Genomic DNA, 13,874 nt, shown 5'->3' with positions numbered 1-13,874 from the left:
AGTTTTACAGAGGCAAGCAAGCCTCTTTTCCGCTCGTAGGATTTAGAACTTGACAGGGTTAGCGGAGAGATACTTCTTTACCATAAGAGCTATCTTGAAGATGATAGCGTGGTCGAACTCTCTCAGGTCAAGACCCGTGAGCTTTTTGATTTTTTCAAGTCTGTACACAAGAGTATTTCTGTGAACAAACAGTTTTCTTGAAGTTTCAGAAACGTTCAGGTTGTTTTCAAAGAACTTCTGGATAGTGAAAAGTGTTTCATGATCCAGCGACTCAATAGAGCCTTTCTTGAAAACTTCCTTAAGGAATGTTTCGCAAAGTGTTGTAGGCAGGTGATAGATAAGTCTTGCGATACCAAGATTGTCATAAGAAACGATATTCTTGTCAGTATCGAACACCTTTCCTACCTCGAGAGCTATCTGTGCTTCCTTGAAGCTTCTTGCCAGATCCTTTACGCCCTCTACTACTGTTCCTATACCTACAGTGACTCTTGTATAGAATTCACTTGAAAGGGTATCGGAAATAGAACGTGCCAGTTTTTCCAGATCCTTTGACTCAACGCCGTTTGCCACTTCCTTAACAAGCACGATATCGCTCTCAGTGATGTTGAAAACGAAGTCCTTGGACTTGTCAGGGAAAAGGTTCTGGATAACATCGTAAGCTGAAACGTCATTTGTGGAGAGTATTCTGATAAGCAGCACGACTCTTGAAATGTCAGCGCTGAAATGCAGCTCTCTAGCTTTAACATGAACGTCGCCCGGCAGCACGTTGTCAAGCACTACGTTCTTGATGAAATTGTTTCTGTCGTATTTTTCGTCATAATACTGCTTTATGCTGGAAAGAGTAATGGCAAGTATGCTTGCATACTTTGCAGCCACCTCGTCTGTTCCCTCAACGAAAACAGCATAGTCAGGTTTCATATGAGCACCGAATGGCTTATAGGTATAACCGTCTCTAACAAAAATGTCGTGTGAATCGCCCAGATCTAACGAAACAAATTCGTTAGTCGTTCCGACCTGTGAAAGCTCAGAGCAGGCAATGATAGTTGCGTTCTCATCTATTACGCCTATGACGCAGTCGATAGTGTCACGCATCTGATGAACAACGCTCTGAAATAATCTGTTTGACATAAGTTATTCCCCTCTACTTGCAAAAATTTTCGACCTAAGTTCTGCCATGGGCATAATTACCCCATAAGGGCAGATGTCTGCACATTGTTATTATAACAAAAAACGATATGTTTTGCAAGTGTTTTATAGTGAAAATATGCAAAAAAACTTTTATACCGCAGTTTCAAGCACTGGTCTGCGGTCTGATATATTACAAATTGTAACACATTTTGCTCTCTTATGTGTGAATTTTTTGTTAAATCACAGGTTTTCATGGTGATTTTGTACAAAAGAGGGGCGTAAAGTTCGTTTTGAGTAACCGAATTGTAATTAATAAACTTTTTGTAAATATCCTGAGCTATGTGCATAACAGCGTAGTTAAAGCGTTGCAAAGGGTAAAAAAATATGTTACAATCTATAAAAAGAAAGCTGTAAGATTTGTTATCGGGAGGTAATCAAAATGGACGTAAAAAAATATCTTGAAGCAGGAAAGATAGTATCGGTGTTCGGCATAAAGGGCGAGATAAAAGTACAGCCATGGTGTGATGGACCTGAATTTCTCTGCGGATTTGACACACTATATTATAAGAGCGGTACTCCTGTGGAGATAGAGCGTTCGAGAGTTGCAAAGAATATTGTTGTAATGAAAGTCAAGGGCGTTGACACTGTGGAGGAGGCTCAGAAGCTTCGCAACAGGGTGCTTTATATCGACCGTAACGATGTGGAGCTTGATGAGGGCTGCTATTTTGTTCAGGATCTTATAGGTCTTGAAGTGGTCGACGCTGACAGCGGTGAAAGCTACGGCAAGATAACAGACGTAAGTCAGACGGGCGCAAACGATGTTTACCACATCGCTGACGAAAAGGGAAATGTTAAGCTTATCCCCGCGATACCTGAAGTTGTGGCTGAAACGGATATCGAGGGTGGCGTGATGAAGATAACTCCGCTGGAGGGACTTTTTGATTAATGAAGTTCTGCAAATACGAGGACTTGGAAAGACTTGTCAGAGATTATTCTGACGGAATGTTCAGCCTGATATTTCCAAAGCTCAACAGCCGTGAAAAGTCGCTGAAATGTATCGAGAGAGTTTTTACAGCATACATAGACGAAAGTCCACGGCTGAGAAGTCCCAGGGCTGAGGAAAAATGGCTTATAAAAAGGCTTAGAAAAGAGAGCGGATTCAACAGGCTTGCCAACACATATAAGGGCGAGGGGCTGAGTTTTATTGAGCTTGACAATATGCTCACAAGTCTGAGGGTATACTATAATAACGAGGGCAACAAGCCGAAGAAGCGCAGGTCTGCTTTGTGGAGCTTGTTTGTGGTGATAATAATCGCTATTGTGGTGACTATCGGTGTTGTGCAGGGCATAGGATACTATGAAAAAAGCGGTGGCTCTGTGCAGGAGCATTTGAACAGCGCTGAGGAAAACTGGGCTTACCAGCCTTTTGACATGATATGGAGGAATTGATTTGAACATAGATATTGCAACGCTTTTTCCTGAAATGCTTGAGAATTATCTTTCTGAAAGTGTAGTAGGCAGGGCAAGGGCTAAGAATATTTTCACGGTAACGTGTCATAATATCAGGGACTACACTCAGGACAAGCACCGCAGAGTAGACGATACCCCTTACAGCGAAAGACAGGGTATGCTCATGCAGTGCGAGCCTATTTACAACTGCTACAAGTCGGTGACAGCTGGAAAGGCAAAGCCTCACGTTATCTATATGTCCCCACAGGGAAAAACGCTGACCCAGAAGCGTGCAAAGGAACTTTCTCAGCTTGACAGCATATTTATATTATGCGGTCATTATGAGGGAGTGGACAGCAGGGTCATTGACGAAATAGTCGATGAAGAAATATCCGTGGGGGATTATGTGCTTACCGGCGGAGAACTTCCTGCGTTGGTGCTGGTGGACTGCGTTGTGAGAATGCTGGAGGGAACGCTTTCGCAGGCGGATTGCTATGAGGACGAGAGTCATTATAATGGTCTGCTGGAATATCCACAGTACACACGTCCTGAGGTGTGGCACGACAGGGAAGTGCCTAAAGTGCTTCTATCGGGCAATCATGCTGAGATAGCGAAATGGCGCCGTGAGGAGGCTGTAAAAGCCACCTATTTGAAGCGTCCTGAGCTGTTGGAAAGAAGTCCGCTGACGGAAAAAGATTTGGCTATTATACACAAATTAGAAGAAAAAGAGAATAAAAAGTGATATTGGTTTTCAACACTTTTCACATAATTGTTAAATGAATTTGTACAAAATGATATGATGTAAAAATCTGTGTTGTGAATATATCACAAGTTTAATCATAAAAGTTGCAAAGTTTAGAGCATTGTGCTGAAAATTGAGGGTTTTTCGCTTGTTTGTCTAAAATTTGCGTTGACTAAGGCAGACTTGTCGAGTATAATAAATATATCAAATAACCTGAGGGTATCTTGAAAAAGTCCCTTAATTAGGGAGTTTAACAGCATTATAATGAATGGGAGAGATCAGTATGTTCGTAAAAGACGTAGTAGTACAGAATCAGGTAGGACTTCACGCACGCCCTGCAACATTTTTCATCCAGAAGGCAAATGAATTCAAGTCATCTATCTGGGTAGAGAAAGAGGAGAGAAGAGTAAACGCAAAGAGCCTTCTTGGAATCCTTTCACTTGGCATCGTAGGCGGCACAACTATCAGGATCATTGCAGACGGTCCAGATGAGGAAGCAGCAGTAAAGGGTCTTGTTGATCTTGTTGACAGCGGCTTTGCTGAGGGTGCAAGATAATCGCTCCCTGAATATAACTAAATAGAATAGTTTGATTTAAGCGGAATGTTCTGTGTGGGGCGTTCCGCTTTTTTGCGTTGCTTAGATTTCCATTTATTGAATATGTTTTGTTGCAAAAAAATAACTGATATGATATAATTAAAAAAATCAAAACTTTTTAAGGTGAACTAAATGCCACTGACAATAGCAATATGCGACGATAACGAAAATCAAATAAAAGAAATGCGTCGGCTTCTCGCAGAATGGTCTGCCGACAAGCCTTTTGCGCTTGATATTGACGAATACATAAGTGCAGAAAGCTTCCTGTTTTCATATCCCGACAAGCCTTGCGACCTTATCCTGCTGGATATTGAAATGGATAGGCTCAATGGTATGGAGCTTGCCAAGCACCTTCGTTCCAATGGGGATATGCTCCCGATAGTGTTCATTACGGGCTATTCCGATTACATTGCTGAGGGGTATGACGTTGAAGCCCTGCATTACTTGCTAAAGCCCGTAGCTAAGGAAAAGCTGTTCGCTGTTCTCGATAAATATGTAGAGAAACGTTCCGTCAAAGCTGACGAGCTGATTATTGAAACCACCAACGGAGCGACACATATATCGGCCGACAGAATAACTTACATTGAAGCTTTCGGCAGAAAAACAGCAGTTCACTTATCAGACGATAGGATAATAGACTGCATGGTGAGTATAAGCAGATTTTTTGCAATGAGGCTGAATGGATTTGTGAGTCCTCACCGCTCGTACATCGTAAATCTGCGGTTTATGCGGAGTATCGGCAAGACGGAAATTGCTCTTGATAACGGTACGATTATTCCGCTTTCTCGGCGACTTTATAAAGATGTAAATGAGAAATTTATTCAGTTCTATACGAAAGGATAAAGTTATGGAAAACGCAATAACAGATATAAATATAGTCGAAAGAAAATTATTAGCTAATATTAAACGACGTCCTGGTATGTATATTGGTAAAATGTCATTGGAGTTCTTACAAAACTTTTTCAACGGTTACAACTGTGCAGCTAAATTGCATTTCAATGATGAAAAACACCATATTTTGCCTGAGGGCTTTAACGATTTTGTTGCTGTCAAGTTGCTTGGTCATAACAAGACCGTATTGAATTATTGTTCATTGATTTACGAAACTGAAGGTGACGAAGATAAAGCTGTTAATATGTTTTTTGAACTACTTAATGAATGTCTAATAAGTCAAGGGTTTGAACCTATAAGTGATTGTGAGGACTAATATGAAAATAGCAATCATAATAGGTGCGGTAATCTTATTTTCAGCACTCTGCGTTGTAGGATTATTCCTAATCCGCCGCACCCTATATAACATGATAGACCGCCGAATAGAGCGCTTTCAGAGCGAGCTTATCGAAAAGCAGGTGCGTGAGATACAGAATATGTACCGTCATGTGCGTGGCTGGCGGCACGATTACCGCAACCATATCAACAATATGAAAATTCAGCTCTCAGAGGGCAATTATGATAAGCTGTCTGACTATCTCAACGAGCTTGCGGACGATCTTGACACTGTGGATACTGTAATAAAGACGGGCAATGTTATGGCGGATGCTATCCTCAACAGCAAGCTGAATGTTGCGGAGAAAATGAACATAAAGCTTAACGTAAAAGCGAATGTTCCCGACAAACTGCCTATGAGCGATGTTGAGCTTTGTTCTATGCTTGGAAATATACTGGATAACGCAGTCGAAGCCTGTGGCACGCTTCCTGAAGAGGAACGATTTATGCGTGTGTATATCGGCAAGCTGAAAGGACAGTTGTATCTTTCTGTGCAGAACTCCGCAGGCAAAGTGCGCAAGTCGAAAAATACATATCTCTCCACCAAAGAGGGTGAACACGGCTACGGCTTATTCCGAATCGACAGAGTTGCGAAAAGGTACGGCGGATATGTTAATCGTCAGAATGAAGAGGGCGTGTTTGCCACCGAAATAATGGTGCCGCTCAATAGTTAATAGTTGATGGTGAATAGTTAATAGTTATGAGGTGACATATGAAAGCATCAGTTCCGATTGCATCGAGCTAATAAAGATACTCACATCAATAATAAAATCAACAAAATCCAACTACTAACTACTCACTATTCACTATTAACCATAAACTGTAAACTATATTGCCATTCGTGCCGTATTTTGACCGTTCGTGCAGAAATCAACACGGGCGGTCTTTTTTGCTGTATGATGAATGTGAGGTGAGGATATGAAACGTGTAAAAATTGCAAAGTATACAAAAGAAAAACGCCAGAAAGCGCGTGACGAGTACAACAAAGAGCAAAGTAAGATAAAGTACAAGACCTTTGAAAATATGCGGTATACCCTTTATGAGCTTTGGAAAAGCCAGCCGATAATGCTGATGTTGATCGTATTGCATATATTTTCAAACGTTGCCGCCACGCTTTTTGATACGTTCACAAGCAAATATGTTGTTGAGCTTGCTCTGGGAACATCATCACGCATAAGGCTTGCTGTCATATGTCTGCTGCTTATAGTCGGCGAATTTATGTCAAAGTACATTGAAAATGAAACGAAAGATTACCGTGGATATGTGGGCTACTTTAAGTTTGTTCACCATATGACGAGAAAAATGCTCCGCAAGCATATGTCAACTGATTATGAAAACAACGAAAGTTGTGATAACAACAACCTAATGCAAAAAGCTCGGACAGGTTCAGACTACATAACCTATCAGACGGTTGATACTATTGAAGGCTTTCTTATGGCGCTGATACAGCTCGCAGCATATGGCGGTATACTTTCAATGCTTGACCCTATAATGATACTTATCGTCGGAGTTCCCGCCATTACGGTCTATTATCTTGAGCGGCACAAAATGAAATGGATATGGAACATGGCAGATAATTGGCAGCAGTATGATCGTGAGCTTGATTATATCGGCGACGCAGGCAGAGATTTTTCATCGGCAAAAGATGTACGCATTTTCGGAATGGACAAATGGTTCACAAAGATTTTCGACCGCTCATATGCAAATCGCTTGAATTGGTATGAACAGCAGGACGAATGGACATTTCGCCACAATGTGGTGTCAACTATCATCTTGCAGCTTGCAGATCTTGCCGCCTATGCTTATGTTATTTATATGGTAGTTAAAGGCAATATCGGCGCAGGCGACTTTGTGCTGTATTTCAATTCCATATGGAATTTCGGTCATTCTGTCAGAGTTGCTTTTGACAAGTTCTCAGGTTTCAAATGGCTATCAAACAATACTTCCTATGCAAGACAATATCTCGATATGCCCGATAAAACAAATCGTGGCAAGGGCGAAAAACTTCCGACAGGGGAGTGCGAGCTTGAATTTAGGAACGTCAGCTACAAATATTCAGGTGCTGAAAAGCCGACTATCCAAAATATTTCATTTACTTTGCATAAGGGCGAAAAGCTTGCACTTGTGGGACTTAACGGCGCAGGAAAGACCACTCTCATAAAGCTTATGTGCGGACTTTATGACCCTACAGAGGGCGAGATACTTCTCAACGGAAAGCCTGTGAACAGCTATAATCGTGATGAATATTTCACACTTTTCGGCGCTGTTTTTCAGGATATCGCCCTGCTTGCGGTGACTATCGCTGAAAATATCGCAGGTGCAGATGCAGATAATTTTGACCGTGAAAGAGTTTATGACTGCCTAAAAAAGGCAGGGCTTTACGATAAAGTTATGAGCCTGCCCGAAAAGGAAAACACACGGCTTGTGAAGTCAGTTTTTGAAAATGCCACCGAGCTTTCAGGTGGTCAGACGCAAAAACTTGCTCTTGCAAGGGCATTGTATAAGGACGCACCGATACTTCTTCTTGACGAGCCCACCGCCGCCCTTGACCCTATCGCAGAGCAGGAGATGTATTTGAAATACGCCGATTTCACTAAAGGCAAATCAAGCGTTTTTATATCACACCGCCTTGCCTCAACAAGGTTCTGCGACAGGATAATAATGATAGAAAACGGCACTTTAACAGAAACAGGCACTCACGCTCAGCTTATGGCGCAGGGCGGAAAATACGCCGAGCTTTTTGAGCTTCAAAGTTCCTATTATAATGATAAGGGGGGTGCAGATAAATGAGTAAAAATAATAATAACAACGAAGAAAAGCTTTCCGCAAAGGAAAAACGTGAGATAATAAAGCGAACGCTGAAAGCAGTAAGGGTCGCCGACAGCGGTTATCTCATTAGAGATACTATTGAGTATGTGTTGGGGCTTGCCACGGAATTTGTCTTTATATATCTGTCTGCCCTTGTTATCGACGGGATTACGCAGTCAAAACCTGTTGGAACGCTGCTTTCTTATGCGGCGATAGTTGTTGGCGTGCAGGCTGTGATATTTATGACAAAGATGTTTCTTTTTAGGCGTTCAAGTTCTCAGACTTTTGCCAGAAGTACCAATCTGCATAAAAATCTTTGGCAGAAAGTAATGACAATGGATTTTGTCCGCCTTGAAAATACAGACACACAAAACAGATTTTCAAACGCAGATAATCAGGTCGAGAATAATAACGCAGGCATACCGGCATTGTGCAAATATGTCATATATTCTATCGGCGGACTATTTTTGATAATCACAGGTGTTATACTTATCATACCAATGGTTTTTGTAAAGCCTGTCACCACAGCAGGCTTCAGCGGTTTCATTCAGTCTATATGGGGCTTTCTTGCGGTAGTTATAATAACTGTTTTGCTTGAAATGCTCAAATCTTTGGTCATAAACCCTAAAGCGATACTTGGTTTTGAAAAGTTACAAAATGACAAAAAGGTCATTCAGGCAAACCGTGCAGATGGCTTTTTCAGTAATTACATTCTCCGCAATTATCGAAACGGCAAAGAGATAAGAATATATTCCCAGCAAAATCTTATTGATAAAGAGCTTGATAAAGCACGAGATGAGATAGCAGAGGGTTGGTTCAAAGCTTATAAGTCAGCTATGCTGCCGAATTTTCTTTGTCAGGTGGTCAATATCCTCACAAAGGCACTTATGTACGGCTTTGCGGTCATGAGGGCGGCAAGCGGAATGTTATCTCCAGGCGAGGTGATAGCTTTTGCACTGTACTTTGAAAAGATATCCGCAGGCGTGTCAGATCTTTCAGACTTTTACGGACTGCTGAAAATAACGCCGACTTTCTGCAAGAAATATTTTGACTTTCTTGATATTCCCGACGAAAAGTACAAGGGCACTATCCCTACGGAAAAGCGTGATGATAACGAATATGAATTTGAGTTCAAGCATGTCTGGTTCAAATATCCCGACAGCGAGGAATATACTCTTAAAGACATAAATCTGAAATGGCGAATTGGCGAGAAAATGGCTCTTGTGGGCAAGAACGGCTGCGGAAAATCGACGCTTGTTAAGCTGCTTTGCAGGCTGTACGATCCCACCGAGGGCGAGATAACGCTCAACGGAATTGATATCAGAAAATATAAATACGAAGAGTATATGGAGCTTTTCTCGGTGGTGTTTCAGGACAGCAAGCTGTTTTCGTTCAGCCTTGCGGAGAATGTTGCTGCCGATACGGAATATGACCCCGAGCGTGTGACAGACTGTGTTATCCGTGCTGGACTTGGCGACCGTCTTAAAACTATGGAGAACGGCATTGAAACCTGTCTTTACAAGGATTTTGATGAGAAAGGTGTGGAAATTTCGGGCGGAGAGGCACAGAAGCTGTGTCTTGCAAGGGCGATATACAAAGGCTCGCCGTTTATAGTCCTTGACGAACCTACAGCGGCGCTTGACCCGATATCTGAATATGACATCTACACAAAATTTAACAGCATTGTTGGAACAAGAACGGCTATCTACATTTCACATCGTCTGTCCTCCTGCCGTTTCTGCGATGATATAACAGTTCTTGACAATGGCCACATAATAGAGCGTGGCAGCCATGAAAAGCTTATCGCCAAAGGCGGAATATATACAGCAATGTGGGCGGCACAGGCGGAGTATTATAAAGATACGGCAGGGGAACTGTTTGCGTAATTTGGTTGAAAAGCCAATGCAAAGTAAAAGGCTCACCGAGCGAAGCGAGCAAAAGGTCCAGGGGTGAAACCCATTGCAGGGTCTAGGGACAGAGTCCCTAGCGGAGTAAATTTCTTGTTCGACTTCGCTCACAAGAAATGGGCAGAGCCTCAATAGGCGCAAGCCTACTAAGCGGCGTAGAAAGCAATAGAAGAATTGCAAATGAAAAATCAATCACAAAGCGGTGTCGGAGTGTAAATTCTGCACCGCTTTTGTAGTTTGTTTTACAAACTTTTCCTGCGATATCCTCGACAGGACAAAAAAACACCCACAGAAAACTGTGGGTGCCAAAAAATAAAAAATTATAGGGGAGAAGCTAGTAGAAATTAATCTACAAGCTGTATATATGAAGGCTTGGGGTAAAAGCCTACATACCAAAATCAACTGCCGCTCTTGGAACTTCCCTCGGTAGGTCTTGTCCCTTGCGACAACTATATAATACCCTGCCCGTATGTACTGCGTATGAAAGTTTTGTGTTAGTTATGTGAACTTTGTTGAACAATTTTTGAAGGTGTGGTATACTATACCAAGAAGCGACGAAAGCGTCGTGAAAGTGCGTAAAATCGTGATTTGAGATTGGAGGACAGTGCTTGACACTGGTTGGGAATATGCCTAGATTTTTTGTTGACAGCGTATCGGGGAATACGATTTCTATCAGGGGTAATGATGCTTATCATATCGGCAGAAGTTTGCGTATGAGGTTGGGCGATGTCATTACGGTATGTGCAGACAGGGTGGAATACAGAGCAAAAATTCTGTCCATTTCTGATAAGGAAGTGGTTTGCGATGTGCTTTCTGCTGAGAAAAGCGAAAACGAGCCTACTGTGAATGTTGTGCTTTATCAGGCGTTGCCTAAGTCTGATAAAATGGATCTTATAGTGCAAAAGGCTGTGGAGCTTGGAGTGTACAAGATAGTGCCTGTTATTACGGCGAGGTGCGTTTCACGACCTGCAAAAAGCGGCTATGAAAAGCGTGTGGAGAGATACAATAAGATAGCTTTGGAAGCGGCGAAACAGTCGGGCAGGGGATATGTGCCTGAGGTGACGAATTTTATCAGCTTTGAGGAGTGCCTTAGTGAACTTAAAGAGTGCGATGAGAGCTTTATGTGTTACGAAAAGGGCGGCGTGAGCCTTAGCGAGACAGGCATTGCCCCTGTTAGTGAGGGCGAGGAAAAGACTATTGGCTTGTTTATCGGCTGTGAGGGCGGTTTCGAGAGCCATGAGGCGGAGAGCTGTAGTCAGGCAGGGGTCACTGTGGTGAGTCTTGGACCTAGGATACTGCGGTGCGAGACAGCTCCGCTGGCGGCTCTTAGCGTGATAATGAGCCTTACGGGAAATATGTAGCGGTGGGCAATTTGTCAAAGCTTACTGAGATTTTTTGAGCAGGTTGTATAAAAAATCAGTATTTTTTGTAAACGTCTTGATTTTTTATAACAAATATGCTATACTGTAGATAGTCTGAACGCAGTTCAGAGTGGAATATTCAAAAAAGGAGCGTTTTATTATGGCAAGCGGATTGAAAGTTATAGCTGCACTCGGTGCGATCGCTGCAGGAGCTGCTGCTATTTTTGCATTTAAAAAGCACAAGGAGCTTGAAAACTACGATTACGAAGATCTCGACGAGGATTTCGACGATTGCTGCGGCTGCGACGAGTGCTCTGACGAGGCTGATGAAGCTGACAAGGCAGAGGACGCTGAGAAGTCTGAGGAAAAGGCTGAAGAGCCTGCTGAGGATGAGGCTGCAACTGAGGAGGACGCTGACGTTGAAGTTCAGCTCGACGCTATCGAGGAGCCTGTTGAGGACGTTGACAAGGAATAATCGAGTATCATTTATGAAAACAAAAGGACAAGCCACTGTGGTTTGTCCTTTTTTATTTGCCGATATTATTTGTGTCATTTGTATGCATTTAGGCTTTGCTCAGGCGGGTTTCTATAAAGTCGAAGACCTCGTCTTGGGATATGCCCAGGACGGCTGAAAATTCGTCAAAGAGCAGATTTTCCGCATTCTTGAAAAAACGTTCGTCTAATGAATGGAGATGTCTGCCCTTCGCAATAAGATGTTTCTGTCTGAGATACAATGTTCTCACAAGCTGTGCAAGTCGCTTTCTGTCGCCGCTTTCAAGTACCTGTGAATAAAGCTCGGCACGCTCGCTGCTGCTTTCTTTCCAAAGGGAGCTCTCCTCGGGCATTTCTTTTATGATCTCCTCTATCTCATCGCCTGTGAGCAGAGGTTTGAACTTTGTTTTAAGCTCGTCATTATCTACCGGCACATACAAGGTGGAATTGATTTGGTGGACAGGTTTTAGAACTATGTAGCGCTTTTTCTGACCCTTGACGGTCTGTTCGCACTCGCCCTCGACTTTGCACACTCCGGTCGTACCGTATGATATGACGTCGCCTTTTTTTAGCATTTTTAACGCTCCTTCCACATTAAACCGTGAATATAACTTTATTTTGTCTCTTATATACATTATAACACTTTTTTTCTAAAAATGTCATAGGCAATTTTAACAAATCCTACATAGGAGAGGATTGTATAAATGTGTATGAAATGGGTTGCAAAAAAGCGGAAAGAGATGTTCTTTCCGCTTTACATATCTTTATAGTAGGTCTTGTTTTTGGTTAGTCCCAGAAGATAGTCTACATTTGTTTTGTGATATTCAGCTAGGGCTATGAGGATATCCGTGGGAATATCACGCTGTCCTAGTTCGTAGTTGCTGTAAGCTTGCTGTGAGCAATGGAGTATTTTTGCCATATCGTTTTGTTTAAGGTCTGCATCTTCTCGCATATCTCGTATTCTTTGAAAAACCATGCGGCGCTCCATTCCTTTCTGATAGTCTATATTTAATATATCATACAACATTATGTTGTGCTTTTCTTACTACATTATGTTGTAAAAACACTATGGCTGTTTGTGGGTATTTAACAAAATATTTATAAATGTCGAAAATATTGTTGACTTGCATAGGAGAATGTTGTAAAATAAATTTATTAAAGAAATATGGAGGTAACATTATGAAAAAAATATCTGCTCTTTTATTGGCAGTGGTAATGGCTTTTGGCATGGCAGGCTGTTCTGACAGTGGGTCTTCCGACAGTGATAACGAAAGCTCTGCTGCGGCTGTGCAGACGGAAAGCAGTGCTGCTGACTCATCAGAAGATGCAACAGCAACGACAACTACCACAACAACTGCTCCCGCGGTAACGGAATCATCACAGGCTGAGGTGGCTGACACAAGCACAGCTGACGAAAACAAGCCTGCAAGCGGTGACAGCAACGATATTGCGGCTAGTGCTATAGAGCCGTCTGAAACAAGCGAGGAAAATCTTGCGCCTATCGGTCAGTGGATAAAGACTACCATATACTGTCCTACAGATAAAATTTATCACACTATTTATACAAGGATAACAAAGGTAGTTAGCAAAACTGACGACGCAGATTATGTAAACAAGGCTATCGAGCTCAACAATTCTGTTGGCAGTGATTTTTATAAGATAGACGAGAGCGAGCTGAAAATACCTGATGACTGCGAGCTTTGCGTTATGGAATATGAGGTATATGTTCCGGAGGATTTCCCTAGCGATGATTGGGGCATAATCTCTCCTGATGTAAACTATTCTGCTTCCAACAAGGGCGGCGGAGGAATACCTTCTGCTGACGGAGCTTCTACTTATATCGGCATGGGCGGAACTACTGAGCTTCTTACACAGAAAAAGAACGAATATTTTGTTGGAAATACATACAAGTATGTAAACCTTTTCCTTATGGTAAAGGGCTACAAGGATTACAAGTTCACATTCAGTTCTTATCCAGAGGGAACAACTTCTGACAGCTCTGATGACGCTGTAACGGCATATATCAGCGCAGAATAATATGTATTTTGGGGGGCTGTAAAAAAAGTCCCCAAGAAAAAAGGCTGCGATCTTGCCAAAAAGCAAGACAGCAGTCTTTTTTTGTGGTA

General features: G+C 42.3%; 15 protein-coding genes. 12 read left to right on the top strand and 3 right to left on the bottom strand.

Features of this window, described 5'->3' with window-relative positions; genetic code table 11:
- Positions 1–42: 42 nt before the first annotated feature.
- Entirely contained in the window at positions 43–1,128 is a 1,086-nt protein-coding gene (locus AB5123_RS09090; RefSeq protein ID WP_022288637.1) for a CdaR family transcriptional regulator, read from the bottom strand.
- Between the two features lie 439 nt (positions 1,129–1,567).
- Between AB5123_RS09090 and rimM the strand changes: the two genes are divergently transcribed.
- From rimM to AB5123_RS09035, 11 genes are all read left to right on the top strand, one after another.
- On the top strand, positions 1,568–2,074 hold the full coding sequence (gene rimM, locus AB5123_RS09085) for a ribosome maturation factor RimM (protein ID WP_368364724.1): 507 nt from the start codon (positions 1,568–1,570) through the stop codon (positions 2,072–2,074).
- Positions 2,074–2,577 carry a hypothetical protein gene (locus tag AB5123_RS09080; RefSeq protein WP_302839377.1) on the top strand — a complete coding sequence of 168 codons (504 nt, stop codon included), beginning with the start codon at positions 2,074–2,076 and terminating at the stop codon, positions 2,575–2,577. The genes rimM and AB5123_RS09080 overlap by 1 nt, the downstream gene beginning before the upstream one ends.
- A 1-nt stretch (position 2,578) precedes the next feature.
- Positions 2,579–3,319 carry a tRNA (guanosine(37)-N1)-methyltransferase TrmD gene (gene trmD, locus AB5123_RS09075; protein ID WP_022288634.1) on the top strand — a complete coding sequence of 247 codons (741 nt, stop codon included), beginning with the start codon at positions 2,579–2,581 and terminating at the stop codon, positions 3,317–3,319.
- Positions 3,320–3,602: 283 nt separating this feature from the next.
- Positions 3,603–3,875, top strand: coding sequence for an HPr family phosphocarrier protein (locus tag AB5123_RS09070; RefSeq protein ID WP_022288633.1), 273 nt, complete (start codon positions 3,603–3,605; stop codon positions 3,873–3,875).
- 171 nt (positions 3,876–4,046) lie between these two features.
- Positions 4,047–4,757: a LytTR family DNA-binding domain-containing protein gene (locus tag AB5123_RS09065; protein WP_117923150.1), complete on the top strand. Its 711-nt coding sequence runs from the start codon at positions 4,047–4,049 to the stop codon at positions 4,755–4,757.
- Positions 4,758–4,761: 4 nt separating this feature from the next.
- Complete coding sequence (locus AB5123_RS09060) at positions 4,762–5,121, top strand: hypothetical protein (protein WP_117877653.1); 360 nt, start codon at positions 4,762–4,764, stop codon at positions 5,119–5,121.
- Position 5,122: 1 nt separating this feature from the next.
- Positions 5,123–5,854, top strand: coding sequence for a sensor histidine kinase (locus AB5123_RS09055; RefSeq protein ID WP_242993888.1), 732 nt, complete (start codon positions 5,123–5,125; stop codon positions 5,852–5,854).
- A gap of 244 nt (positions 5,855–6,098) precedes the next feature.
- The gene (locus AB5123_RS09050) at positions 6,099–7,970 is read left to right on the top strand and encodes an ABC transporter ATP-binding protein (RefSeq protein WP_117923149.1); all 1,872 of its coding nucleotides are present in this window, start codon (positions 6,099–6,101) and stop codon (positions 7,968–7,970) included.
- On the top strand, positions 7,967–9,874 hold the full coding sequence (locus AB5123_RS09045; protein ID WP_368364723.1) for an ABC transporter ATP-binding protein: 1,908 nt from the start codon (positions 7,967–7,969) through the stop codon (positions 9,872–9,874). Before AB5123_RS09050 ends, AB5123_RS09045 begins: the two co-directional genes overlap by 4 nt.
- A gap of 629 nt (positions 9,875–10,503) precedes the next feature.
- A complete protein-coding gene (locus AB5123_RS09040) occupies positions 10,504–11,256 on the top strand; it encodes a 16S rRNA (uracil(1498)-N(3))-methyltransferase (protein ID WP_242998230.1) in 753 nt (250 codons plus the stop codon).
- Between the two features lie 160 nt (positions 11,257–11,416).
- Entirely contained in the window at positions 11,417–11,731 is a 315-nt protein-coding gene (locus AB5123_RS09035) for a hypothetical protein (RefSeq protein ID WP_022288631.1), read from the top strand.
- 88 nt (positions 11,732–11,819) lie between these two features.
- On the opposite strand, the gene AB5123_RS09030 is transcribed toward AB5123_RS09035, so the two are convergent.
- Positions 11,820–12,323 carry a CarD family transcriptional regulator gene (locus tag AB5123_RS09030; protein WP_022288630.1) on the bottom strand — a complete coding sequence of 168 codons (504 nt, stop codon included), beginning with the start codon at positions 12,321–12,323 and terminating at the stop codon, positions 11,820–11,822.
- A 179-nt stretch (positions 12,324–12,502) separates the two neighbouring features.
- Positions 12,503–12,724, bottom strand: coding sequence for a helix-turn-helix domain-containing protein (locus AB5123_RS09025; RefSeq protein WP_022288629.1), 222 nt, complete (start codon positions 12,722–12,724; stop codon positions 12,503–12,505).
- Between the two features lie 203 nt (positions 12,725–12,927).
- On the opposite strand from AB5123_RS09025, the gene AB5123_RS09020 reads away from it, so the two are divergent.
- On the top strand, positions 12,928–13,785 hold the full coding sequence (locus AB5123_RS09020; RefSeq protein ID WP_278635054.1) for a hypothetical protein: 858 nt from the start codon (positions 12,928–12,930) through the stop codon (positions 13,783–13,785).
- The last annotated feature ends 89 nt before the right edge of the window (positions 13,786–13,874 follow it).

The organism is Ruminococcus sp. RTP21204st1_B2_RTP21204_210225 (assembly GCF_040914135.1).
In the GTDB taxonomy this organism is placed as follows: domain Bacteria; phylum Bacillota; class Clostridia; order Oscillospirales; family Ruminococcaceae; genus Hominimerdicola; species Hominimerdicola aceti.
This window is presented reverse-complemented; position numbering and strand designations above follow the sequence as displayed.

Coding starts and splice junctions, on each gene's coding strand:
- AB5123_RS09090 (WP_022288637.1), bottom strand. CDS start 1,128: ATGTCAAACAGATTATTTCAGAGCGTTGTTCATCAGATGCGTGACACT.
- rimM (WP_368364724.1), top strand. CDS start 1,568: ATGGACGTAAAAAAATATCTTGAAGCAGGAAAGATAGTATCGGTGTTC.
- AB5123_RS09080 (WP_302839377.1), top strand. CDS start 2,074: ATGAAGTTCTGCAAATACGAGGACTTGGAAAGACTTGTCAGAGATTAT.
- AB5123_RS09070 (WP_022288633.1), top strand. CDS start 3,603: ATGTTCGTAAAAGACGTAGTAGTACAGAATCAGGTAGGACTTCACGCA.
- AB5123_RS09065 (WP_117923150.1), top strand. CDS start 4,047: ATGCCACTGACAATAGCAATATGCGACGATAACGAAAATCAAATAAAA.
- AB5123_RS09060 (WP_117877653.1), top strand. CDS start 4,762: ATGGAAAACGCAATAACAGATATAAATATAGTCGAAAGAAAATTATTA.
- AB5123_RS09055 (WP_242993888.1), top strand. CDS start 5,123: ATGAAAATAGCAATCATAATAGGTGCGGTAATCTTATTTTCAGCACTC.
- AB5123_RS09050 (WP_117923149.1), top strand. CDS start 6,099: ATGAAACGTGTAAAAATTGCAAAGTATACAAAAGAAAAACGCCAGAAA.
- AB5123_RS09045 (WP_368364723.1), top strand. CDS start 7,967: ATGAGTAAAAATAATAATAACAACGAAGAAAAGCTTTCCGCAAAGGAA.
- AB5123_RS09035 (WP_022288631.1), top strand. CDS start 11,417: ATGGCAAGCGGATTGAAAGTTATAGCTGCACTCGGTGCGATCGCTGCA.
- AB5123_RS09030 (WP_022288630.1), bottom strand. CDS start 12,323: ATGCTAAAAAAAGGCGACGTCATATCATACGGTACGACCGGAGTGTGC.
- AB5123_RS09025 (WP_022288629.1), bottom strand. CDS start 12,724: ATGGTTTTTCAAAGAATACGAGATATGCGAGAAGATGCAGACCTTAAA.
- AB5123_RS09020 (WP_278635054.1), top strand. CDS start 12,928: ATGAAAAAAATATCTGCTCTTTTATTGGCAGTGGTAATGGCTTTTGGC.